Raw genomic sequence first — 23,556 nt, forward strand, 5'->3', positions numbered from 1 at the left:
TTGATCCGCTCCGGCGCATCCCCAACGATGTGACCCACGGCCGCCGGAGCGGACGGCCGAACCGCAAGGAGGGGGCGGATGGCCGAGGAGCCCACCGACGCCGAACTGCTCGCCCGGCACACCGCGGGCGACCCGGACGCCTTCGGGCTGCTGGTGCACCGCCACCGGGACCGCCTGTGGGCCGTCGCGGTGCGCACCCTCGGCGACCGCGAGGAGGCCGCGGACGCGCTCCAGGACGCCCTGGTCTCCGCGTTCCGGGCCGCCGCCGGGTTCCAGGGCCGCTCGGCGGTCACCACCTGGCTGCACCGCATCGTGGTCAACGCCTGCCTGGACCGCGCCCGCCGCTGCGCGGTCCGCCGGGCCGAGTCGCTCGACCAGCGGCCGGACGGCACCGCGGAGCGCGCGCTGGGCGCCGCCGAGGGCGCGGAGAGCCACGCGGTGCGGGCCGAGACCCGCCGCGAGGTGGCGGACGCGCTGGCCGAACTGCCTGCCGAACAGCGGGCCGCCCTGGTGCTGGTCGACATGCAGGGCTACCCGGTGGCCGAGGCCGCCGAGGTGCTCGGCGTCCCGGTCGGCACCGTGAAGAGCCGCTGCGCCCGCGGCCGGGCCCGGCTGCTGCCGCTGCTGCGCCACCTCGGTCCGGGCACCGTTCCACGTGGAACCGAACCGGACGTCCGCCCCGCGGCCGTTCCACGGGGAGCGGCCGCCGCGTCCGCCGGTGTTCCACGTGGAACCGGCCCGGACCGGCGTCCTCCCGGTGTTCCACGTGGAACACCGGCGGGCCCGGACGGCGGCGGCACCGCCCCGCCCGGCCCCCGCGGCGGGAACCCGAACCCGCCCTCCCCCGTCCCATCCACGGATTCCTCGCCCGCGCTGGAAGGAGATGCGACCCCGCGATGACGCCGCACCCGCCTTCCGAGCACCCCGACCCGGACGCCCTCGCCGACCTCGCCGAGGACCTGCTGCCGCCCGAGCGGGCCGCCGCGCTGCACGCCCACCTGGCCCACTGCCCGTCCTGCGCCGAGGACTTCGCGGCCCTGTGCGGCCTCCCCGCGCTGCTGGCGGACGCCCCCGCCCCCGCCCTGCCGCCGGACGTCGCGGACCGGCTGACGGCCGCCCTGGCCGCCGAGTCCGCCGCCCGCACCGAGCGCCACCCGCAGCCGCCCGCACCGGCCGTCCCCAACGCCCCCGCCGTCCGCACCGCTTCCGCCCCGCCGCGCACCGCCGCCCCGGCCGGCTCCCCGTCCGGTGCCACCGGCCCCGGCCGCCCGGCCCGCCGCCGCCGTCGCGGCGCCCGGCTGCTGCTCGCGACCGCGGCCGTCGCGGTGGCGGCGCTCGCCGTCGGCCTGGGCGGCTCGCTGCTGGGCCAGGACACGGGCCGGCAGGACAGCGCCGCCAGCCGTTCCACCGCCGGCCGTTCCACCGCGGCCGACAGCCCGGCCCTCGCCGACGGCTCCCGGCCGACCAACACCGCCGGGACGGCCGGCACCACCGGCACCACCGCGCCCCAGCAGGTCGCCCCGGGCGGCAGCGGTGCGGAGGACGGTCCGGAGTTCACCGCCGACCGGCTGCCCGCCCAGGTCCGGCAGCTGCTGGAGGGCAGGGCACCGCACCAGCTCGGCCAGGCCACCTCCGACGGACCGGCCGCGGCCCCGTCCTGCGCGCTGGAGGCCGCCGGGCACCCCGGCGAGCGGCCCGCAGCCACCGGCCCGGGCCGCTACCAGGGGCAGCCGGTGCTGGCCCTGGTGTTCCGCCCGCCCGGCGGCGGCGGGCCGCTGGACGTCTACCTGGCCACCCCGGACTGCCCCGGATCGACGATCCTGCTGCACAGCTCTGTCCCGGCCCCCTGATTCCTCGCCCGGCCGGTCCCCGCGCGCCCGGAGCACGGGCGGTTGGTGCGGCCGGGCCTGGGAATGCGGGAGACTGGTGAGTCGTTGTCCGGGGCGGCGGAGCAGACCGCCCTCCCCCGCGCGAGCGGGACGCCAGGCAGACCAGGAGATGCAGTGAGCGACGTCCGAAACGTGATCATCATCGGTTCCGGCCCGTCCGGATACACCGCTGCGCTGTACACCGCGCGTGCTTCCCTCCAGCCGCTGGTGTTCGAGGGCGCGGTCACCGCGGGCGGTGCGCTGATGAACACCACCGAGGTGGAGAACTTCCCGGGCTACCGCGACGGCATCATGGGCCCCGAGCTGATGGACAACATGCGGGCCCAGGCCGAGCGCTTCGGCGCCGAGCTGGTGCCGGACGACGTCGTCGCGGTCGACCTGACGGGCGAGATCAAGACAGTCACCGACTCCGAGGGCACCGTGCACCGCGCCCGCGCCGTGATCGTCGCCACCGGCTCGCAGCACCGCAAGCTCGGCCTGCCGAACGAGGACAAGCTCTCCGGCCGCGGCGTCTCCTGGTGCGCGACCTGCGACGGCTTCTTCTTCCGCGACCAGGACATCGCGGTGGTCGGCGGCGGCGACACCGCCCTGGAGGAGGCGACCTTCCTGTCCCGCTTCGCCCGCAGCGTCACGGTCGTCCACCGGCGCAACTCGCTGCGCGCCTCCAAGGCGATGCAGGAGCGCGCCTTCGCCGACCCGAAGATCACCTTCGCCTGGGACAGCGCGGTCGAGGAGATCCACGGGGACCCGAAGCTCTCCGGCCTGACCCTGCGCGACACCAACACCGGGGACTTGCGCGAGCTGGCCGTCACCGGCCTGTTCATCGCCATCGGCCACGACCCGCGCACCGAACTGTTCAAGGGCCAGCTGGACTTGGACGCCGAGGGCTACCTCACGGTGGACGCCCCCTCCACCCGCACCAACCTCCCCGGCGTCTTCGCCGCGGGCGACGTGGTGGACCACACCTACCGCCAGGCCATCACCGCGGCCGGCACCGGCTGCTCCGCCGCGCTGGACGCCGAGCGCTACCTGGCCGCGCTGGCCGACGCGGACGAGGCCCCGGCCGCCGCCGTCGCGGTCTGACGCCCAGCCAGGTCCGCCCGGGCGGGAGCAGAAACAGATCCGCCCCCGTCGTTGTTATCACTGACGCACCTCTCCTCCGACCCCAAGGAGTTCCCGTGGCCGGCGCCACCAAGGAAGTAACCGACGCCACCTTCGACGCCGAGGTCCTCAAGAGCGACAAGCCCGTCCTCGTCGACTTCTGGGCCACCTGGTGCGGCCCGTGCCGCCAGGTCGCCCCGGTTCTGGAGGACATCGCGGCCGAGCACGGCGACAAGCTGACCGTCGTCAAGCTCGACGTGGACGCCAACCAGGAGACCGCCGCGGCGTACAACGTGATCTCCATCCCGACGCTCAACGTGTACAAGGGCGGCGAGCTGGTGAAGACCATCACCGGCGCCCGTCCGAAGGCCGCGCTGCTGCGCGAGCTGGCCGAGTACCTGTAGGCCCGACCGTCACCGAGGCGGCCCGGACGGAGACCCCGTCCGGGCCGCTTCGCGTCTCCGGGGCCGTCCGGGGCTTCGTCAGGAAGCCCTGAGCGCCGGAGCCGTCGCCCGGGCGCGGGCGTCCCGGTGCGGAGAACGGCTCCCTCAGAGCGGCCGGAGCGCCGGTTCCGGCCGCCGCCCGCCGAGCAGCCGCTCCAGCGCGCCCTCCACGTCGCCCTTCCAGGAGAGCGTGGTGCGCGCCTCCAGGCGCAGCCGCGGGTACCGGTGGTGCGGCCGGACGGTCTTGAAGCCCACCGCCAGCAGGTGGTCGGCGGGCAGTACGCAGCTCGGCACCTCCCGCCCCTGCGCGCCGAACGCCTCGATCGCCCGGAAGCCGCGCCGGACCAGGTCCTTGGCCACCGACTGCACCAGCACCCGGCCCAGACCCTGCCCCTGGAAGTCCGGCAGCACCCGGGCGACCATCAGCTGCACCGCGTCCGGCGAGATCGGGCTGGTCGGGAAGGACTGTCCGCGCGGCACGTAGGCGGGCGGGGCGTAGAGCACGAACCCGGCCGGGCGGTCGTCCACGTAGGCGACCCGACCGCAGGAGCCCCACTCCAGCAGCACCGCGGAGATCCAGCCCTCCTTCTCCAGCTCCCCCTTGCCGGCGTCCTGCGCGTCCCGCCCGCTGACCGGGTCGAGCTCCCAGAAAACACAGGAGCGGCAGGTGTTCGGCAGATCCGAGAGGTTGTCCAGCGTCAGCGGAACGACCCTCCGTCCCACGCCCGCACCTCCTCCTCCAGGCGGAAACCGTCCAGACCCCAGTCTGCTCCGCCCAACGGAACGGGTGCACGTTTCACGTGAAACATGCACCCGTGGTTCGCCGTCCGGGACCGCCGGTCAGGACAGCGACAGGCCCTGCTCGCCGGGGGCCAGGCTGTCCAGGATGCGGTTCAGGTCCTCGACCGAACCGAACTCCAGTACCACCTTGCCCCGGCCGAACTTGCCGTCGCGCTGCGCGACCTCGACCTTGACCCGGGTCTCGAAGCGGTCCGAGAGCCGCCCGGCCAGCTCGTCGAAGGCCGGGGAGGGCAGCTGGGCCGCGCGCGACGGGGCCTTCTTCGGCTTCGGCTCGGTGCCCGCCAGCAGCTGGGCCACCTCCTCGGTGCTGCGCACCGACAGCTCCTCGGCCACCACCCGCTCGGCCAGCTTCTCCTGCCGCTCCGCGTCCGGCACCATCAGGATCGCCTTGGCGTGCCCCGCGGTGATCACCCCGGCCGCCACCTTCAGCTGCACCGAGACCGGCAGCTTCATCAGCCGCAGCGTGTTGGAGACGTGCGAACGGGACTTGCCGACCCGGCTCGCCAACTGGTCGTGGGTGCAGGCGAAGTCGCGCAGCAGCTGGTCGTAGGCGGCGGCCTCCTCCAGCGAGTTCAGCTCGGCGCGGTGCAGGTTCTCCAGCAGCGCGTCCAGCAGCAGCTTGTCGTCCTCGGTGGCCCGGACGATCGCCGGGATGACGTCCAGCCCGGCGATCCGGGAGGCCCGCCAGCGGCGCTCACCCATGATCAGCTCGTAGCGCTCCGGACCGGTCTGACGGACCACCACGGGCTGGAGCAGGCCGACCTCCTTGATCGAGGCGACCAGTTCGGCGAGCTTCTCCTCGTCGAACACCTCGCGCGGCTGGCGCGGGTTGGGGCTGATCGACTCCAGCGGCAGCTCGGCGAACCGGGCGCCGTTCACCGGGGCCAGCGCCGCCTCCAGGACGCTGCGGCGCTGGTCACCGGCCAGCTCCCGCAGGCTCTCCGCGGCGGCCTTGGCCGCCACCGTGCCGCGGTCGGTCGGCACCACCGGTGCCGCTGCGACGGGCGCGGCCTCGGCCGGCTCGGCCGGAGCTCCCCCGGCGGCCGGCTGGGTCGCCGGGATCAGCGCCCCCAGACCCCTGCCCAGACCCCTGCGCGTGCCACTCACCGGTTGCCCTCCATCGAACTGTGCTGTGCCGTCGGCGCGGACGTCTCCCCGCCGCTCTGCGGCGGAACGACCGCCGCGTTCGCCCGGTGCCGACCGACCGTCGGCTTGGCGACCTCGGCCCGCAGCGCCAGCTCGCGGGCCGCCTCCAGGTAGGAGAGCGCGCCGGTGGAGCCGGGGTCGTAGGACAGGACGGTCTGCCCGTAGCTGGGGGCCTCGGAGATGCGCACCGACCGCGGGATCGCGGTGGCCAGCACCTCCTTCTCGAAGTGCGCCCGCACCTCCTCGGCGACCTGCGCGGCCAGCCTGGTCCGGGCGTCGTACATGGTGAGCAGGATGGTCGACACGTGCAGCGACGGGTTCAGGTGCGCCCGCACCAGCTCCACGTTGCGCAGCAGCTGGCCCAGGCCCTCCAGCGCGTAGTACTCGCACTGGATCGGGATCAGCACCTCCTGGCCGGCCACCATCGCGTTGACGGTGAGCAGGCCCAGCGAGGGCGGGCAGTCGATCAGGACGTAGTCGAGCGGCTGCTCGTACGCGGCGATGGCGCGCTGCAGCCTGCTCTCCCGGGCGACCAGCGAGACCAGCTCGATCTCGGCGCCCGCCAGGTCGATGGTGGCCGGGCAGCAGAACAGCCCCTCCACGTCGACCACCGGCTGCACCACGTCGGCCAGCGGCTTGCCCTCGACCAGCACGTCGTAGATCGACGGCACCTCGGCGTGGTGGTCGATGCCGAGCGCGGTCGAGGCGTTGCCCTGCGGGTCGAGGTCGATGACCAGCACCCGCAGCCCGTGCATGGCCAGCCCGGCAGCCAGGTTGACGGTGGTGGTGGTCTTGCCCACCCCGCCCTTCTGGTTGGCGACCACCATCACCCGGGTCGCGGCGGGCCGGGGCAGCGCCTCCCCGGTGTGCCCGGCAACCGGGACGGCGGCGGACGCGGCCCGTGCGACGGGGGTGTCATCCACCTGATCGACGATCTCCGACTCCTGCATGGGGGTCAGTGTTTCACGTGAAACCGGGGCCGCGACAGTCACCTCCGGATGACTGTCCCGGGTCCGGTTGCGGTCTTGATCCAGTACGCCGGAGAGCAGGAAGCGACGTTTCACGTGAAACACGATGCCCGGAATGTCATGATCCGCCGGGCCGACACTCCGAGCCCGTCCGAACCGAAACGGGGCGGGCGGCCTCTCGGCCACCCGCCCCGAACACCAGTGCCAGCCCGGCCCGGCGGTCCCCGCCGCACCCGCTCCGGCCCGGTCCCGCCGGCACCCGCTCCGGCCCAGCGCCGTACCCGCTCCGGCTCAGCGCCGCCCGCGGCTCCCGCCGCGCCGCCCGGTGCTCTCGCCGCCCTTGCCGCCGCGTCCGGCCCGGGCCGCCCTGGCCCGCCGGGTGGCCGCCTTGACGCCGCCGGGGCTCTCCCCCGCCTCCACCCGAACCACCCGGGTCGGAGTCACCAGCACGCCCTCGCCGACCCCGATCACCGACCACTTCACCGCGCCGAGCCGGGCCAGCGCCGCCCGCGACTCCGCCAGCTCCTGCTCGGCGGTGTCGCCCTTCAGCGCCAGCATCTGGCCGTAGGGCCGCAGCAGCGGCATGCCCCAGCCGGCCAGTCGGTCCAGCGGCGCGACCGCGCGGGCGGTCACCACGTCCACCGCCAGCTTGCCGATCGTCTCCTCGGCCCGGCCTCGCAGCACCGTGACGTTCTCCAGACCGAGCTCGCGCACCACCTCCTCCAGGAAGGTGGTGCGCCGCAGCAGCGGTTCCAGCAGGGTCACCGACACGTCCGGCCGGGCCAGCGCCACCGGGATGCCCGGCAGCCCGGCGCCCGAGCCGACGTCGCACAGCGAGACCTCGGCGGGCAGCAGCTCGGCCAGCACCGCGCAGTTGAGCACGTGCCGGTCCCACAGCCGGGGCACCTCGCGCGGACCGATCAGCCCGCGCTGCACCCCTGCGGTCGCCAGCAGCTCGGTGTAGCGCACGGCCAGCGGCAGCCGATCGCCGAAGATCCGTCCCGCCGCCTCCGGTGCCTGACCCGGCCCCTCCAGCGGCGCCTCGGACTCCGTGCCGTCCCTGTCCATCTCTGCCTCTCCGCTCACCGTCGAATCCACCCGCCCTACCAGCACTGTTCCACGTGAAACACCACTCCGCCGCAGAGCCGACGACCCCGCCCGCGCGAGGCGGGCGGGGTCGGACGCCGGAACGGCAACACCACCGGCGTCAGGCCGGCAGCACGACCACGCAGCGCTGGGGCTCCTCGCCCTCCGACTCGCTGCGCAGCCCCGCGGCGGCCACCGCGTCGTGCACCACCTTGCGCTCGAACGGGGTCATCGGCCGTAGCTTGACCTGCTCGCCGGTGCCCTTGACCCGCTCGGCGGCCTCCGCGCCCAGCTCCGCGAGCTCGGCCCGCTTGCGCGCCCGGAAGCCCGCGACGTCCAGCATCAGGCGGCTGCGCTCACCGGTCTCCCGGTGCACGGCCAGCCGGGTCAGCTCCTGGAGCGCCTCCAGCACCTCGCCGTCCTGGCCCACCAGCCGCTGCAGCGTCCGGTCGTCGCCCTCGCTGACGATGGAGACCAGCGCCCGGTCCCCCTCGACATCCATGTCGATGTCGCCGTCCAGGTCCGCGATGTCCAGCAGACCCTCCAGGTAGTCGGCGGCGATGTCACCCTCGTGCTCCAGACGCGAGAGGACGCTCTCACCGGCCGGGGCGGTGTCGACGGCGGAGGTGGTGCCATCCGTCACAGGTGGACTCCTTCGGAAACGAGGCCCCCGGGTGGGGCCGGGAACGAGGGTGGGTGACTACTTCTTCTTCGGCCGCTGGCCGCCCTGGCCACCGCGCCGCGGCTGCTGGCGCTGGCCCTGGCCCGGCTGGGCCCCCGGCTTCGACCCGCCCGCCTTCGTACCGGACTTCCCGGCCGACGCGGCCCCGGCCGGGGTGGCTCGCGGCTCGTCCGCCGCCGTGTCCTGCCCGTCCTGCCCGTCCTGCGCGTCCGGGTGCTCCCCGGTGTGCGCCTGGTGGGTCGTCGCGGACGCCTGCCGCTGCGCCTTGCTCTGCTTGCGCGGCTGCTGCCGGCGCACCTGCACGCTCTCCTCGACCGCCGCCTGGGCGTCGGCCGCCGCGCCGCCCTTGGAACCGCCCTTGAGCATCGCCGCCAGGCCGGCCTTCTGGATCGAGCCGTCCGGGTTGATCCGGCCCTGCTTCTTCAGTCGGGCCTGGCGCTCGTCCCACGCCTTGCTGCCCGGCGTCGGGTTGTTGCGGATCACGACCAGCTGCTGGCCCATCGACCAGATGTTGGTGGTCAGCCAGTAGACCAGCACACCGACCGGGAAGTTGATGCCCATCACGGCGAACATCACCGGGAAGACGTACATCAGCATCTTCTGCTGCTGCATGAACGGCGTCTTGACCGACAGGTCGACGTTCTTGGTCATCAGCTGGCGCTGGGTGACGAACTGGGACAGCGACATCAGCACGATCATGACCGCGCAGACGATCTGGATCTGGATGCTGTCCGCGCCGACGAACTTGGCCGACAGCGGGGCGCCGAAGATGCGCGCCTTCTGGGCGCTCTCCAGCAGCGGCGTGTCGATGACGCCGATCGTCTTGTCGATGGCGATCGAGTGGAGCACGCCGTAGAGGGCGGTGAAGAACGGCGCCTGCACGAGGATCGGAAGGCACGAGGAGAACGGGTTGGTGCCCGCCTCCTTGTACAGCTTCATCATCTCTTCGGACTGGCGCTGCTTGTCGTTCTTGTAGCGCTCCTGGATGGCCTTCATCTTCGGCTGGATCGCCTGCATGGCCCGGGTCGCCTTGATCTGCTTCACGAAGAGCGGGATCAGGCAGATCCGGATGACGACCACCATCATCACGATGGACAGGCCCCACGCCAGGCCGCCGTCCGGATCGAAGACGTGGCTGAACAGCGAGTGGAACTGGACGATGATCCAGGACACCGCTGTGTAGAGGGGACTCAGAAAGCCGAGGATCACCGGTCAGACTCCTTGGACATCGGGCTTCGCCACCGGCTCCGGCTCGGCGGTCCCGCTCGTGGGGTTCAGCAGATTGCGCAGCCGGCGGTGCCACACCGGGTGCTTTCGCGGCGGAACATGGTCGACCCCACCGGGAGACCAAGGATTGCAGCGCAGGATGCGCCAGACGGTCAGCCAACCGCCCTTGATCGCGCCGTGGACGCGAACCGCCTCGTACCCGTAGCGCGAGCACGAGGGGTAATAACGGCACACCGGACCGAGCAGCGGACTGATGGTCCACTGGTAGAGCCTGATCAGGCCCATCAGCAGGTACTTCATCGCCCTGTTCCCGTCGGGGCACTGCCGGTCGGTTCGGACCTGAGCAGGCGGCGGAGCGCCGCGTCCAGGTCGTGTTCGAGATCCTGGTAGGGAGCCGTCGCCGCAGCCGGCAGCGCCCTTACCACTATCAGGCTACCTGCGGGGAACCGGGACAGGCGCTCTCGGACCAAGTGACGCAGGCGACGCTTGACCGCGTTGCGGACCACGGCCGGCCCCACGGCCTTGCTCACGACGAAACCCGCACGCGCCGAAGGGGACCCTTCGGCGACGTGCGGGTGGAAGTCGCTGTTCCGGTCGGCCCCCGTGTCGGGCGCCGCCTCTCTGTGGAGGTGGACGACCAGCAGGGGCCGACCGGCGCGACGACCGCGTTTCACCGCGGTCGTGAAGTCCTGGCGCCGCCGCAGCCGATTCTCGGTGGGCAGCACTGCAGACCCTCTGCGCGGATCAGGCGGACAGGGCGCTGCGGCCCTTGGCGCGACGCGACGCCAGGATGGCGCGGCCGGCGCGGGTACGCATGCGCAGCCGGAAGCCGTGGGTCTTGGCGCGACGACGGTTGTTCGGCTGGAAGGTGCGCTTGCTCACTCGGGGGCTCCTGGGGTGAATCGTAGGATGACGGGGAGTCGCTTGGCCGTCACCGTGCGTCCGCGCGGTCTCCCCTTGCACTGGGAAATCCGGACCCCGACACCCAGATCTGCTGGGCTGGGACCACCACGGCGCCCGTGCTGCGCGCGTCATGGAAGCGGGCGGACCCGCGGACATGCGGCAGCGGCCATCGACAACTCGACCTGGTTACGGTACGCGGGAGCGGGTCCGAGGGTCAAACCAGGTGGCCGCCACGCCGTTACCCACAGCCTGTGGACAGAAACTTGAATCAGCTCTGCGCGCTGACTACCGTTGCAGGACTTGTCTCTTTTGTTCTCCGCCCGTGGCCGCCCCGGTGAGGCGGCACCCGGGCCCCCCGTCCTGACCTGCCTGGCTCCCCCTGCTCGGGGAACGAGAAAGCGTGTACCAGTGGCTGATGTCAACAGCGATCTCGTCCTGATGTGGTCGAGGGTCGTCGAGCGACTGGTCAGCGACAGCGATGTCGTGGAGAAGGACAAGAACTGGGTGCGGCGCACCCAGCCGATGTGGATGATGCACGACACCGCCCTGCTCGCGGCGCCCAACGAGTTCGCCAAGCAGGTGCTGGAGGGCCGGCTGCTGCCGCAGCTGACCGAGGCCATCTCGCAGGAGTTCGGCCGCCAGGTGCGGATCGCGGTGATGGTGGACGCCACCGCCGCCCCGGCCGGCGAGCCCGACCCGGAGTCGGACCTCGACCACGAGCCCGTCCCGGAGTGGCCGCACCCGCGCCCCGAGCCGTCGTACCCGGCGCACGCCGAGCAGCCCTACCCGGTCCGGGCCGAGCAGCCCTACCCGGGCGGCGGCCCCGGCTACCAGCAGCCCGGGCCGCCGCCCGGGAGCTGGCCGGGCCGGGGCGGGGACGACTACCAGCGCTCGGCGTACCCGTCCCCCGGATACCCGGCGGCCGAGCCCTACCGGACGCCCGCGCAGGCCCCGTACCGCGACCACCAGCCCGGCGCGGAGGCCGGCGGCTGGGGGGAGCCGGCCCCGATGCCCGAGCGGCGGCCCGACCCGGCCCCGCGGCGCTCGCACCGGCCGGGCCCGGACTCGGCGCAGGGCGACCTGTTCGGCGGGGCGCTCGGCTCCCCGGACGAGGACCGGCCGCGCCAGGGCGGCTCCCGGCGCGGCGCCCGCCCCGCCGCGCAGCAGCACGCCCAGGTCGAGCGGACCCCCGGCGTCCCGGCCCCGCCCGGCGCTCCCCCGGCCGGCGGCCCGCGCAAGGAGGAGCCGAACGCCCGGCTGAACCCCAAGTACCTGTTCGACACCTTCGTGATCGGCGCCTCCAACCGCTTCGCGCACGCCGCGGCGGTGGCGGTCGCCGAGGCGCCCGCCAAGGCGTACAACCCGCTCTTCGTCTACGGCGAGTCCGGGCTCGGCAAGACCCACCTGCTGCACGCCATCGGGCACTACTCGCGCAGCCTGTTCCCGGGCACCCGGGTGCGGTACGTGAGCTCGGAGGAGTTCACCAACGAGTTCATCAACTCGATCCGGGACGGCAAGGCGGACGCGTTCCGCAAGCGCTACCGGGACATCGACATCCTGCTGGTCGACGACATCCAGTTCCTGGCCAGCAAGGAGTCGACGCAGGAGGAGTTCTTCCACACCTTCAACACCCTGCACAACGCCAACAAGCAGATCGTCCTCTCGTCGGACCGGCCGCCCAAGCAGCTGATCACCCTGGAGGACCGGCTCCGCAACCGCTTCGAGTGGGGGCTGATCACCGACGTCACCCCGCCGGAGCTGGAGACCCGGATCGCGATCCTGCGCAAGAAGGCGATCCAGGAGCAGCTGAACGCCCCGGCCGACGTGCTGGAGTTCATCGCCTCCCGGATCACCCGGAACATCCGGGAGCTGGAGGGCGCGCTGATCCGGGTCACCGCCTTCGCCAACCTGAACCGGGCCCCGGTGGACCTGGAGCTGGCCGGCATCGTCCTGAAGGACCTGATCCCGGGCGGGGACGAGGACGCCGGGCCGGAGATCACCGCGCAGGTGATCATGCAGCAGACCGCCGCGTACTTCGGGCTGGGCGTGGAGGACCTGTGCGGCTCCTCCCGCAGCCGGGTGCTGGTGACCGCCCGGCAGATCGCGATGTACCTGTGCCGGGAGCTGACCGACCTGTCGCTGCCGAAGATCGGCGCCCAGTTCGGCGGCCGGGACCACACCACGGTGATGCACGCGGACCGCAAGATCCGCTCGCTGATGGCCGAGCGCCGGTCCATCTACAACCAGGTCACCGAGTTGACCAACCGCATCAAGAGCTAGCTAACAAAACCGGGATGCCGCGGGAACCGACCGGACCGAGGTCGGCTCGAAGGCTCAAAAGCCTTGAGCATAGCGGTAGTTGACGCATCCAAGGGGAGTCGGGCCAAGGCGGCCCGGCTCCCCTTTCGGCTGCCCGGAGGGTTGGCCGGACGACCGGAGCGTTACCCGGACGAGTGGTGCGCGTGCGGCGGGGAGCACTCGTCCGGGTGGCCGAGCCGCCCTTCGGCGGACTGCGGCGGGGGCCCTGTAGTAGGGGCGGGCCGCGGGCGGCCGATCGAACGCGGCGGTGCCCGCCCGGCCGGCCGAATCCGTTCGGTCGGGGCCGGCCCTGGGCCGAACGGGGGTGTGGAAGGGCTTCCGGCGGGGCAGAAACACCCGGAACGGCCCCTTGCGCGGGCCCCTCGCACCGGCGAACGTTTGCGCGCTGAATCGAACGGTTCGGGTGCGCACCCCCGGTTGTCCACAGGAACGGGTGGGTTTTCCCCGTCCACAGGGTGCACAGCGGCCGGTTATCCCGAGGTTCCTCCACAGCCCCGACCGGGCTACGCTCTTCCGCGCAGGTCAACCCCCTGGGGACTTGTGCACAACAGTTATCCACAGCCTGTGGAGAACTGAGGGGCCGTCAGCCGGTCCACGGAGTTATCCACCGGCTGTCCACAGGAATGGGCGAGTTATCCCCAGGTTTTCCACAGCTGTGTCCACAGTTCGGCAACATCAACTCACCCGTCACCCCTGCGTGTGAAAGGCGTCACGTGATGTTGATCCGGGCCGGTGGATAACTCCCCCGTTTTCTGTGGAAACAGCTGTGGATAACCTGTGGATACTCAGCGTGCCCTGTGGATTACTCTCCGCTGTCCACAGGAGGGCCTGGTTGTCCACAGCCGCCATCCACAGGGCCTGTGGACAAAATCTGGCCGCTGACCTGCGAAAACGGGGTTATCCACGGTATCCACAGGCCCTACTACTACTGCTACACATAGAGAGCTCGGAACTTGATCAACAGTGGGGGTGGCCCGAATCTGTGGACAACCGGGCCCCGACATTTGTTCGGCCCGCTTGTGCCCATCTGCCCCGGCTGTCAGCCGAGTACGTCAGACTGTCCTTCGGCAACCGGGAGCAGGACGGGGCGGAGCTGATCCGCCCGACCGGTCGCCGAACGGGATCAGACGATCGACAGCACGGGCCGGCGGTACCGGCCGGCCGTGCGGCGAGATGCAGCCAGGAGGCGGTTACCGGTGAAGTTCCGGGTGGAGCGTGATGTCCTCGCGGAGGCGGTGGCCTGGGCTGCCCGCAGCCTCCCCGCGCGGCCGCCGGTGCCGGTGCTGGCCGGCCTGCTGCTGACCGCGCAGGAGGGCACCCTGGCGCTCTCCGGTTTCGACTACGAGGTCTCCGCCCGGGTCGAGCTGGAGGCGGACGTCGAGGAGGCCGGCACCGTCCTGGTCTCCGGCCGCCTGCTGAACGACATCTCGCGCAACCTGCCGAACCGCCCGGTGGAGATCTCCACCGACGGCGCCCGGGTCAGCGTGGTCTGCGGCAGCTCGCGCTTCACGCTGCCGACCCTGCCGGTCGACGAGTACCCGGCGCTGCCGCAGATGCCGACCGCCACCGGCACCGTCCCGGGCGACGTGTTCGCCTCGGCGGTCAGCCAGGCCGCGGTCGCCGCCGGCCGCGACGACACCCTGCCGGTGCTCACCGGCGTCCGGGTCGAGATCAACGGCAGCGGGATCACCCTGGCCGCCACCGACCGGTACCGCTTCGCCGTCCGCGAGCTGCTCTGGAAGCCCGAGCAGGACGACATCAACGCGGTCGCGCTCGTCCCCGCCAAGACCCTGCAGGACATCGCCAAGTCGCTGGGCAGCGGCGACCAGGTCACCATCGCGCTGTCCGCCGGCGGTGCGGGCGAGGGCCTGATCGGCTTCGAGGGCGCCGGCCGGCGCACCACCACCCGCCTGCTGGAGGGCGAGTTCCCCAAGTTCCGGTCGATCTTCCCGACCGAGTTCTCGGCGGTCGCCGCGGTGCAGACCCAGCCCTTCCTGGAGGCGCTCAAGCGCGTCTCGCTGGTGGCCGAGCGCAACACCCCGGTCCGGCTGAACTTCGAGCAGGGCGTGCTCACCCTGGAGGCCGGCTCGGGCGACGACGCGCAGGCCACCGAGCGGATCGACGCCGACCTGGAGGGCGACGACATCTCGATCGCCTTCAACCCCGGCTACCTGGAGGAGGGGCTCAAGGCGATCGACGCCGGCTACGCGCAGCTGAGCTTCACCACCCCGACCAAGCCGGCCCTGCTCACCGGCAAGGCCGCGGTCGACGCGGAGCCGGACGAGGCCTACCAGTACCTGATCATGCCGGTCCGCCTCTCCGGCTGACCGGCCACCCGTCCACCAGGGGCGCGAGGGGCGACCGCCCCCGCGCCCCTGTGGCTGCCCGGCGCTCCCTCCCCGTCGGCGTAGGCTCAGTGGGTGCGGCAACGGCGCCGCCATCAGGCACGACACCACAGTGAAGGACTTGTCATGGAGCTCGGCCTCATCGGTCTCGGCAAGATGGGCGGCAACATGCGCGAGCGCATCCGCCGCGCCGGCCACACCGTCACCGGCTACGACCGCAACCCGGACCTCGCCGACGTCGACAGCATCGAGCAGCTGGTCGCCAAGCTGGAGGCGCCCCGCGTGGTGTGGGTGATGGTCCCGGCCGGCGGCCCGACCCAGGAGACCGTCGAGCGCCTGGCCGACCTGCTCTCCCCCGGCGACGTGGTGGTCGACGGCGGCAACTCGCGCTGGACCGACGACGTCAAGCACGCCGAGCTGCTGGCCGAGAAGGGCATCGGCTTCGTCGACTGCGGCGTCTCCGGCGGCGTCTGGGGCCTGGAGAACGGCTATGCGCTGATGTACGGCGGCGAGGCCGCCGACGTGGCCAAGGTGCAGCCGGTCTTCGACGCGCTCAAGCCCGAGGGCGACTTCGGCTCGGTGCACGCCGGCAAGGTCGGCGCCGGCCACTTCGCCAAGATGGTCCACAACGGCATCGAGTACGCGATGATGCAGGCCTTCGCCGAGGGCTGGGAGCTGCTGGAGGCGGCCCCCGAGGTCACCGACGTGCGCGAGGTGTTCCGCAGCTGGCAGGAGGGCACCGTCATCCGCTCCTGGCTGCTCGACCTGGCGGTCCGGGCGCTGGACGACGACGAGCACCTGGCCAAGCTCAAGGGCTGGGCCGCCGACTCCGGCGAGGGCCGCTGGACGGTCGAGGCCGCGATCGACCACGCGGTGCCGCTGCCCGCGATCACCGCCTCGCTGTTCGCCCGGTTCGCCTCCCGGCAGGACGACTCCCCGCAGATGAAGATGATCGCCGCGCTGCGCAACCAGTTCGGCGGCCACGCGGTCGAGTCCAAGTAAGCACCCCCGGACAGAAGGCGAGCGCAGTCCACCGTCATGCACGTCGCGCACCTGTCGCTCGCCGACTTCCGTTCCTACGCCCGGGTCGAGGTCCCGCTCGACCCGGGCGTCACCGCGTTCGTCGGCCCCAACGGGCAGGGCAAGACCAACCTGGTCGAGGCGGTCGGCTACGTCGCCACCCTGGGCAGCCACCGGGTGGCCACCGACGCCCCGCTGATCCGGCTCGGCGCCGAGCGGGCGGTGATCCGGGCGAACGTGGTCTCCCAGGGCGGCCGTTCCACCCTGGTCGAGCTGGAGCTCACCGCCGGCAAGGCCAACCGGGCCCGGCTGAACCGCTCCGACAGCGTCCGCCCGCGCGACGTGCTGGGCGTGCTGCGCACCGTGCTGTTCGCCCCGAGGACCTCGCCCTGGTGAAGGGCGACCCGGCCGAGCGCCGGCGCTTCCTGGACGAGCTGCTGACCGCCCGGGCCCCCCGGCTGGCCGGGGTGCGCTCCGACTACGAGCGGGTGCTCAAGCAGCGCAACGCCCTGCTGCGGACCGCCGCGGCGGCCCGCCGGGCCGGCGGCGGCAAGGCCGCCGACCTGGCCACCCTGGAGGTCTGGGACGGCCACCTGGCCCGGTCCGGCGCCGAGCTGACCGCCTTCCGCATCCAGCTGGTGGCCGCCCTGCAGCCGCTGGTCGCCGAGGCGTACCGCCAGCTCGCCCCCGGCGCCGGCGACACCGTGCTGGAGTACCGCTCCTCCTTCGAGGGCGAGCTGCCCACCAGCCGCGAACAGGCCGAGCAGCAGCTGCTGGAGGCCCTGCGCGGGACGCGCCGGCAGGAGATCGAGCGCGGCCTGACCCTGGTCGGCCCGCACCGCGACGAGCTGCTGCTGCGGCTGGGCCCGCTGCCCGCCAAGGGCTACGCCAGCCACGGCGAGTCCTGGTCCTACGCGCTGGCGCTGCGGCTGGCCTCGTACGAGCTGCTGCGGGCCGAGGGCGGCGAGCCGGTGCTGGTGCTGGACGACGTGTTCGCCGAGCTGGACGCCCGCCGCCGGGACCGGCTGGCCGAGCTGGTGGCCGGCGGCGAGCAGGTGCTGGTCACCGCCGCGGTGGCCGAGGACGTGCCGAAGGCGCTGCACGGGGCCCGGTACGGCGTCTCGGGCGGCACAGTGGACCGGCTGACCCCGTGAGCCCCGGGAACCACGTACCCTGGGCGGCTCGTCGGAGGAGTCGTCCACAGCCTGGGGAGGGAGCGTGATGGCGGAGGGGTCGGAGCTTTCGGGGGTGGACCTGGCCCGGGTGGCGCTGCGCGCGGCCAAGGAGCAGGCCCGGCAGCGCGGGGAGCAGGTGCGCGAGCGGCGGGAGGCCAAGCGGACCGGGCTGCGCAGCGGTGCCCGCGCGGACGGCCGGGACCCGGTGCCGCTGGGGGCCGCGCTGAACCGGCTGATCACCGAGCGGGGCTGGGAGGCGCCCGCCGCGGTGGGCGGGGTGATGGGCCGCTGGTCGCAGATCGTCGGGCCGGACATCGCCGCGCACTGTGAGCCCAAGTCGTACGCGGAGGCCGAGGCGGTGCTCACCGTGCAGTGCGACTCCACCGCCTGGGCGACTCAACTCCGGCTGCTGGCGCGGCAGTTGGTGGCCCGGCTGAATCACGAGCTGGGGCACGGCACGGTCCGGGTGATCAAGGTGCTGGGGCCGGACGCCCCGGTGCGCGGTTACGGGCGGTTGCGCGCGCCCGGCAGCAAGGGCCCGGGTGACACCTGGGGCTGACCCCGGTGCGGCGGACCGGGATCTTCCGGAATCGCTGGCGGCCCGTCCAGGCGCTCTGAGCCCCCCTGGCGAGTATCGGGACACGTCCCGAGGGGATTCAGGGCGGCACATCTGCCCTCAGAGGCTGCCAAACGCCCCTCTCTGTCGGTCGTACCGGTAGACTGAAGCGTAAACACCGTTGCGTGGAGCAACAGAGTCGAAACGCCGTGGTCGCACACCTGCCCGGGCAAGCGGGGAGGGGCGCGGCCCGCGCTGTGCCAGAGAGGGCGCTTCGTGGCCGATTCCGGCAACCCCAGCCAGACCCCAGACCCGTCCGACCAGAAGGCCTACGACGCCAGCGCGATCCAGGTGCTGGAGGGCCTCGACGCCGTCCGCAAGCGCCCGGGCATGTACATCGGCTCGACCGGTGAGCGCGGCCTGCACCACCTCGTGTACGAGATCGTCGACAACTCCGTCGACGAGGCGCTGGCGGGCCACGCCGACACCATCGGCGTCACGATCCTGGCCGACGGCGGCGTGCGGGTGGTGGACAACGGCCGCGGCATCCCGGTCGGCATCATGCCGGGCCAGGACAAGCCCGCCGTCGAGGTCGTGCTGACCGTGCTGCACGCGGGCGGCAAGTTCGGCGGCGGCGGCTACGCGGTCTCCGGCGGTCTGCACGGCGTCGGCATCTCGGTGGTGAACGCGCTCTCCACCCGCCTCGCGGTGGACATCAGCACCGACGGCGCGCGCTGGACGCAGGAGTACAAGTCCGGTGCCCCGACCGCCCCGCTGGTCCGGCACGAGGAGACCTCGGAGACCGGCACCACGGTCACCTTCTGGGCCGACCCGGACATCTTCGAGACGACCGTCTACTCCTTCGAGACGCTCTCCCGGCGCTTCCAGGAGATGGCCTTCCTCAACAAGGGCCTGACGATCGTGCTGACCGACGAGCGCCCCGAGCACCTGGACGAGGAGGGCAACCCGCTCTCCGTCACCTACCGGTACGACGGCGGCATCGCGGACTTCGTGGCCCACCTCAACTCCCGCAAGGGCGAGCCGGTCCACCCCTCGGTGATCGACTTCGAGGCCGAGGACAAGGACAAGACGATCTCGGCCGAGATCGCCATGCAGTGGAACTCGTCCTACACCGAGGGCGTGTACTCGTTCGCCAACACCATCCACACCCACGGCGGCGGCACCCACGAGGAGGGCTTCCGGTCCGCGCTCACCGGTCTGATGAACCGGTACGCGCGCGACAAGAAGCTGCTGCGCGAGAAGGACGACAACCTCTCCGGCGAGGACATCCGCGAGGGCCTGACCGCGATCATCTCGGTCAAGCTCGGCGAGCCGCAGTTCGAGGGCCAGACCAAGGACAAGCTCGGCAACACCGAGGCCAAGACCTTCGTGCAGAAGGTGGTCAACGAGCACCTGGCCGACTGGCTGGACCGCAACCCCAACGAGGCCGCGGACATCGTCCGCAAGTCGATCCAGGCCGCCAGCGCCCGGGTCGCCGCCCGCAAGGCCCGCGACCTGACCCGGCGCAAGGGCCTGCTGGAGTCGGCCTCGCTGCCCGGCAAGCTCTCGGACTGCCAGTCCAAGGACCCGGCCGAGTGCGAGATCTTCATCGTCGAGGGCGACTCGGCCGGCGGCTCCGCCAAGCAGGGCCGCGACCCGCGCACCCAGGCGATCCTCCCGATCCGCGGCAAGATCCTGAACGTCGAGAAGGCCCGGATCGACAAGGTGCTGCAGAACACCGAGGTCCAGGCGCTGATCTCGGCCTTCGGCTGCGGCATCCAGGAGGACTACGACGCCGAGAAGCTGCGGTACCACAAGATCGTGCTGATGGCCGACGCCGACGTCGACGGACAGCACATCCGCACCCTGCTGCTGACCCTGCTGTTCCGCTTCATGCGCCCGCTGGTCGAGTCCGGGTACGTCTACCTGGCGATGCCCCCGCTGTACAAGATCAAGTGGGGCCGGGACGAGTTCGAGTACGCCTACTCCGACCGCGAGCGCGACGCGCTGATCGCGGCCGGCGTCGAGGCCGGCCGCCGGCTCCCGAAGGACGACGCGATCCAGCGCTTCAAGGGCCTCGGCGAGATGAACGCCGAGGAGCTGCGCGTCACCACCATGGACGCCGCGCACCGCCTGCTGCTCCAGGTCACCCTGGAGGACGCCGCCCGCGCCGACGACCTGTTCTCCGTCCTGATGGGCGAGGACGTCGAGGCCCGCCGCTCCTTCATCCAGCGCAACGCGAAGGACGTCCGCTTCCTGGACGTCTGACGTCCGCCCAGGATCGTTGAAAGGAAACTGACCACCAGTGGTCGACGACAACCGTCCGGACGGCGGCGAGCAGCCCGCGGACAGCACCCTCCTCCCCGCCCAGAGCGGCAACCGGGTCGAGCTCATCGAGCTCGAGACCGAGATGCAGCGCTCCTACCTCGACTACGCGATGAGCGTCATCGTCTCGCGCGCCCTGCCCGAGGTCCGCGACGGCCTCAAGCCGGTGCACCGCCGGGTGCTCTACGCGATGTACGACGGCGGCTACCGGCCCGAGAAGGGCTACTACAAGTGCGCCCGCGTGGTCGGCGACGTGATGGGCAACTACCACCCGCACGGCGACACCTCGATCTACGACACCCTGGTCCGCCTCGCCCAGACCTGGTCGATGCGGATGCCGCTGGTCGACGGCAACGGCAACTTCGGCTCCCCGGGCAACGACCCGGCCGCGGCGATGCGCTACACCGAGTGCAAGATGATGCCGCTGGCGATGGAGATGATGCGCGACATCGACGAGGAGACCGTCGACTTCGCCGCCAACTACGACGGCCGGCAGCAGGAGCCGACCGTCCTGCCCTCGCGCATCCCCAACCTGCTGGTCAACGGCGCCACCGGCATCGCGGTCGGCATGGCCACCAACATCCCGCCGCACAACCTGCGCGAAGTCGCCTCCGGCGCGCTCTGGGCGCTGGAGCACCCCGAGGCCGGCAACGAGGAGCTGCTGGAGGCCCTGATCGAGCGGATCAAGGCCCCCGACTTCCCGACCGGGGCGCTGATCGTCGGCCGCCGCGGCATCGAGGAGGCCTACCGCACCGGCCGCGGCTCGATCACCATGCGCGCGGTGGTCGAGGTCGAGGAGATCCAGGGCCGCCAGTGCCTGGTGATCACCGAGCTGCCGTTCCAGGTCAACCCGGACAACCTCGCGCTGAAGATCGCCGACCTGGTCAAGGACGGCCGGATCGCCGGCATCGCCGACGTCCGCGACGAGTCCTCCTCGCGCACCGGCCAGCGCCTGGTCATCGTGCTCAAGCGGGACGCGGTCGCCAAGGTCGTGCTCAACAACCTGTACAAGCACACCGACCTGCAGACCAACTTCGGCGCCAACATGCTGGCCCTGGTCGACGGCGTGCCGCGCACCCTCTCGCTGGACGCCTTCATCCGGCACTGGGTCGCCCACCAGATCGAGGTCATCGTCCGCCGGACCACCTTCCGGCTGCGCAAGGCCGAGGAGCGCGCGCACATCCTGCGCGCCCTGCTCAAGGCGCTCGACCAGATCGACGCGGTGATCGCGCTGATCCGCGCCTCGGAGAGCGCCGAGGCCGCCCGCACCGGCCTGATGCGGCTGCTCGCCATCGACGAGCTCCAGGCCAACGCCATCCTGGAGATGCAGCTGCGCCGGCTCGCCGCCCTGGAGAGCGCCCGCATCCTCAGCGAGCACGACGAGCTCCAGGCCAAGATCAACGAGTACAACGCGATCCTCGCCTCGCCCTCCCGGCAGCGCGAGATCGTCTCCGAGGAGCTCACCGCGATCGTCGAGAAGTACGGCGACGAGCGGCGCTCCACCCTGATCCCCTCCGACGGCGACCTCTCGATCGAGGACCTCATCGCCGAGGAGGACATCGTGGTCACCATCACCCGCGGCGGCTACGTCAAGCGCACCCGCTCCGACCTCTACCGCTCGCAGAAGCGCGGCGGCAAGGGCGTGCGCGGCGCGCAGCTGAAGCAGGACGACCTCGTCGACCACTTCTTCGTGACCACCACCCACAACTGGATCCTGTTCTTCACCAACAAGGGCCGGGTCTACCGCGCCAAGGGCTACGAGCTGCCCGACGCCGGCCGCGACGCCCGCGGCCAGCACGTCGCCAACCTGCTGGCCTTCCAGCCGGAGGAGCACATCACCCAGGTGATGGCCGTCCGCACCTACGAGGACAAGCCGTACCTGGTCCTCGCCACCCGGGGCGGCCTGGTCAAGAAGACCCCGCTCAAGGACTACGACTCCCCGCGCTCCGGCGGCCTGATCGCGATCAACCTGCGCCAGGACGAGGAGGGCCGGGACGACGAGCTGATCGGCGCCGAGCTGGTCTCCGCCGAGGACGACCTGCTGCTGATCTCCCGGAAGGCCCAGTCGATCCGCTTCAAGGCGACCGACGAGGCGCTGCGCCCGATGAGCCGGGCCACCTCCGGGGTGAAGGGCATGTCCTTCCGCGAGGACGACGAACTGCTCTCGATGAACGTGGTGCGGCCCGGCACCTTCGTCTTCACCGCCACCGACGGCGGGTACGCGAAGCGGACCACGGTTGACGAGTACCGTGTCCAGGGACGCGGTGGTTTCGGTATCAAGGCGGCGAAGATCGTCGAGGGCCGGGGCTCGCTGGTCGGCGCCCTGGTCGTCGAGGAGACCGACGAGATCATGGCCATCACGCTGTCCGGCGGCGTGATCCGGACCAGGGTTTCCGAGGTGCGTGAAACCGGACGTGACACCATGGGCGTCCAACTGATCAACCTCGGAAAGCGCGACGCGGTGGTGGGCATGGCCCGCAACGCGGAGGCGGACGAGGAGGAGGGCGCGGACGAGGCCGTCGACGAGGCGGAGTCCGCGGCCACCGAGCAGGACGCGGACGGCGCGCCCGCCCAGGGCTGACGCACGGACGCGCACCGTGGTGCCCGCCCCGCCGGTGGCGGGGCGGGCACCACGGTCTGACCGCGGGCCACCGGGGTACGCGGAGCACGAGCACAACACGGACCAGGGCGGTGCGATCGCCCTGGCGGACGGTTCGGGAGGACCACGGTGAGCGGAGCCACGGGTGCTGGAGGTGCCACGGGCGGCCTGGCGGGCGGGCCGGGCGGAACCGCCCAGCAGTCCTACGGGGGCCAGACCCCGCCTCCCCCGCCGAGCGCGCCGCCCGCGGGCGGCTTCTCCCAGCCCACCACCTACGCCAAGGGCCAGCCCACCCCGCCGCGCGGCACCCGCGTCCCGGGCGCTCCCGGCACTCCCGGCGCCCCCGGGCAGAGCGGCGGCCAGCCCCGCCGCCCCGGCCCGTCCGGCGGCGGCACCGGCCGGACCCGCAAGGCCCGGCTGCGGGTCACCAAGGCCGACCCGTGGTCGGTGATGAAGGTCAGCTTCCTGCTCTCGCTGGCCCTCGGCGTGATCATCATCGTGGCCGCCGCGGTGCTCTGGATGACCCTGGACGGCCTCGGCGTCTTCTCCTCGCTGAGCAGCACCCTGAAGGACGTCACCGGCAGCGGCGGCGACAGCTCCGGCGCCTTCGACCTGATGGACTACATCGGGTTCGGCAAGGTCATGCTCTTCACCGTGCTGATCGCGCTGGTCGACATCGTCCTGATGACCGCGCTGGCCACCCTCGCCGCGTTCATCTACAACTCGGCGGCGGGCTTCACCGGCGGCATCGAACTGACCCTCGCCGAAGAAGACTGATTCCGCGTCAGCCAGGCGGAATTCCCGGGGCCCCGGAGGCTGTTGAAGCCTCCGGGGCCCTTCGTCGTCCCCGGTGCAATCGGGTGACCGCCCGGCGTGCCGGGGCCGCGTTCCGGCCCGCAGTGCAGAGACAGGTGGAAGAACGGGAACGGTCAGCGGGCCGCCCGGCCGCCTCCGGCGGTCACCGGGCGTCC

The 23,556-nt window shown here is 72.2% G+C and carries 20 protein-coding genes and 1 pseudogene; 12 read left to right on the top strand and 9 right to left on the bottom strand.

Annotated elements, in window-relative coordinates; genetic code table 11:
* Positions 1–78: 78 nt before the first annotated feature.
* From sigM to trxA, 4 genes are all read left to right on the top strand, one after another.
* Entirely contained in the window at positions 79–900 is an 822-nt protein-coding gene (gene sigM, locus QMQ26_RS18085; RefSeq protein WP_282206363.1) for an RNA polymerase sigma factor SigM, read from the top strand.
* Complete coding sequence (locus QMQ26_RS18090) at positions 897–1,850, top strand: hypothetical protein (protein WP_282206364.1); 954 nt, start codon at positions 897–899, stop codon at positions 1,848–1,850. The genes sigM and QMQ26_RS18090 overlap by 4 nt, the downstream gene beginning before the upstream one ends.
* Before the next feature lie 153 nt (positions 1,851–2,003).
* Positions 2,004–2,972 carry a thioredoxin-disulfide reductase gene (gene trxB, locus QMQ26_RS18095; RefSeq protein WP_100837232.1) on the top strand — a complete coding sequence of 323 codons (969 nt, stop codon included), beginning with the start codon at positions 2,004–2,006 and terminating at the stop codon, positions 2,970–2,972.
* 95 nt (positions 2,973–3,067) lie between these two features.
* Positions 3,068–3,394, top strand: a complete 327-nt coding sequence (gene trxA, locus QMQ26_RS18100; protein WP_014137010.1) for a thioredoxin — start codon at positions 3,068–3,070, stop codon at positions 3,392–3,394.
* A 144-nt stretch (positions 3,395–3,538) separates the two neighbouring features.
* On the opposite strand, the gene QMQ26_RS18105 is transcribed toward trxA, so the two are convergent.
* From QMQ26_RS18105 to rpmH, 9 genes are all read right to left on the bottom strand, one after another.
* Positions 3,539–4,156 (bottom strand): GNAT family N-acetyltransferase, encoded by a 618-nt coding sequence (locus QMQ26_RS18105; protein ID WP_100837231.1) that lies wholly within the window; start codon positions 4,154–4,156, stop codon positions 3,539–3,541.
* A gap of 117 nt (positions 4,157–4,273) precedes the next feature.
* Positions 4,274–5,341 (bottom strand): ParB/RepB/Spo0J family partition protein, encoded by a 1,068-nt coding sequence (locus tag QMQ26_RS18110; protein ID WP_100837230.1) that lies wholly within the window; start codon positions 5,339–5,341, stop codon positions 4,274–4,276.
* The gene (locus QMQ26_RS18115; RefSeq protein ID WP_100837229.1) at positions 5,338–6,330 is read right to left on the bottom strand and encodes a ParA family protein; all 993 of its coding nucleotides are present in this window, start codon (positions 6,328–6,330) and stop codon (positions 5,338–5,340) included. Before QMQ26_RS18115 ends, QMQ26_RS18110 begins: the two co-directional genes overlap by 4 nt.
* Before the next feature lie 309 nt (positions 6,331–6,639).
* Complete coding sequence (rsmG, locus tag QMQ26_RS18120; protein WP_100837228.1) at positions 6,640–7,416, bottom strand: 16S rRNA (guanine(527)-N(7))-methyltransferase RsmG; 777 nt, start codon at positions 7,414–7,416, stop codon at positions 6,640–6,642.
* 139 nt (positions 7,417–7,555) lie between these two features.
* Entirely contained in the window at positions 7,556–8,077 is a 522-nt protein-coding gene (locus QMQ26_RS18125) for a Jag family protein (RefSeq protein ID WP_100837227.1), read from the bottom strand.
* Positions 8,078–8,134: 57 nt separating this feature from the next.
* Positions 8,135–9,325 carry a membrane protein insertase YidC gene (gene yidC, locus QMQ26_RS18130; RefSeq protein ID WP_404814142.1) on the bottom strand — a complete coding sequence of 397 codons (1,191 nt, stop codon included), beginning with the start codon at positions 9,323–9,325 and terminating at the stop codon, positions 8,135–8,137.
* A 3-nt stretch (positions 9,326–9,328) separates the two neighbouring features.
* Positions 9,329–9,643, bottom strand: coding sequence for a membrane protein insertion efficiency factor YidD (gene yidD / locus QMQ26_RS18135; protein WP_100837226.1), 315 nt, complete (start codon positions 9,641–9,643; stop codon positions 9,329–9,331).
* On the bottom strand, positions 9,640–10,068 hold the full coding sequence (gene rnpA / locus QMQ26_RS18140; RefSeq protein ID WP_282206366.1) for a ribonuclease P protein component: 429 nt from the start codon (positions 10,066–10,068) through the stop codon (positions 9,640–9,642). The genes yidD and rnpA overlap by 4 nt, the downstream gene beginning before the upstream one ends.
* Positions 10,069–10,087: 19 nt before the next feature.
* Entirely contained in the window at positions 10,088–10,225 is a 138-nt protein-coding gene (gene rpmH, locus QMQ26_RS18145) for a 50S ribosomal protein L34 (protein WP_043915359.1), read from the bottom strand.
* 429 nt (positions 10,226–10,654) lie between these two features.
* Between rpmH and dnaA the strand changes: the two genes are divergently transcribed.
* From dnaA to QMQ26_RS18185, 8 genes and pseudogenes are all read left to right on the top strand, one after another.
* A complete protein-coding gene (gene dnaA, locus QMQ26_RS18150; protein WP_282206367.1) occupies positions 10,655–12,526 on the top strand; it encodes a chromosomal replication initiator protein DnaA in 1,872 nt (623 codons plus the stop codon).
* Positions 12,527–13,761: 1,235 nt separating this feature from the next.
* Entirely contained in the window at positions 13,762–14,892 is a 1,131-nt protein-coding gene (dnaN, locus tag QMQ26_RS18155) for a DNA polymerase III subunit beta (RefSeq protein WP_100837223.1), read from the top strand.
* Positions 14,893–15,036: 144 nt separating this feature from the next.
* Positions 15,037–15,912, top strand: coding sequence for a phosphogluconate dehydrogenase (NAD(+)-dependent, decarboxylating) (gene gnd / locus QMQ26_RS18160; RefSeq protein WP_100837222.1), 876 nt, complete (start codon positions 15,037–15,039; stop codon positions 15,910–15,912).
* Positions 15,913–15,948: 36 nt separating this feature from the next.
* Positions 15,949–17,084, top strand: a pseudogene (gene recF / locus QMQ26_RS18165) (DNA replication/repair protein RecF).
* Positions 17,085–17,151: 67 nt separating this feature from the next.
* Positions 17,152–17,664: a DUF721 domain-containing protein gene (locus tag QMQ26_RS18170; RefSeq protein WP_099901154.1), complete on the top strand. Its 513-nt coding sequence runs from the start codon at positions 17,152–17,154 to the stop codon at positions 17,662–17,664.
* Positions 17,665–17,937: 273 nt separating this feature from the next.
* Entirely contained in the window at positions 17,938–19,929 is a 1,992-nt protein-coding gene (gene gyrB / locus QMQ26_RS18175; RefSeq protein ID WP_282206368.1) for a DNA topoisomerase (ATP-hydrolyzing) subunit B, read from the top strand.
* A gap of 37 nt (positions 19,930–19,966) precedes the next feature.
* A complete protein-coding gene (gene gyrA / locus QMQ26_RS18180; RefSeq protein WP_100837219.1) occupies positions 19,967–22,567 on the top strand; it encodes a DNA gyrase subunit A in 2,601 nt (866 codons plus the stop codon).
* Positions 22,568–22,714: 147 nt separating this feature from the next.
* Positions 22,715–23,362, top strand: coding sequence for a DUF3566 domain-containing protein (locus tag QMQ26_RS18185; RefSeq protein ID WP_282206369.1), 648 nt, complete (start codon positions 22,715–22,717; stop codon positions 23,360–23,362).
* The last annotated feature ends 194 nt before the right edge of the window (positions 23,363–23,556 follow it).

The sequence above is a fragment of the Kitasatospora fiedleri genome (assembly GCF_948472415.1).
GTDB classification, from domain to species: Bacteria; Actinomycetota; Actinomycetes; order Streptomycetales; family Streptomycetaceae; genus Kitasatospora; species Kitasatospora fiedleri.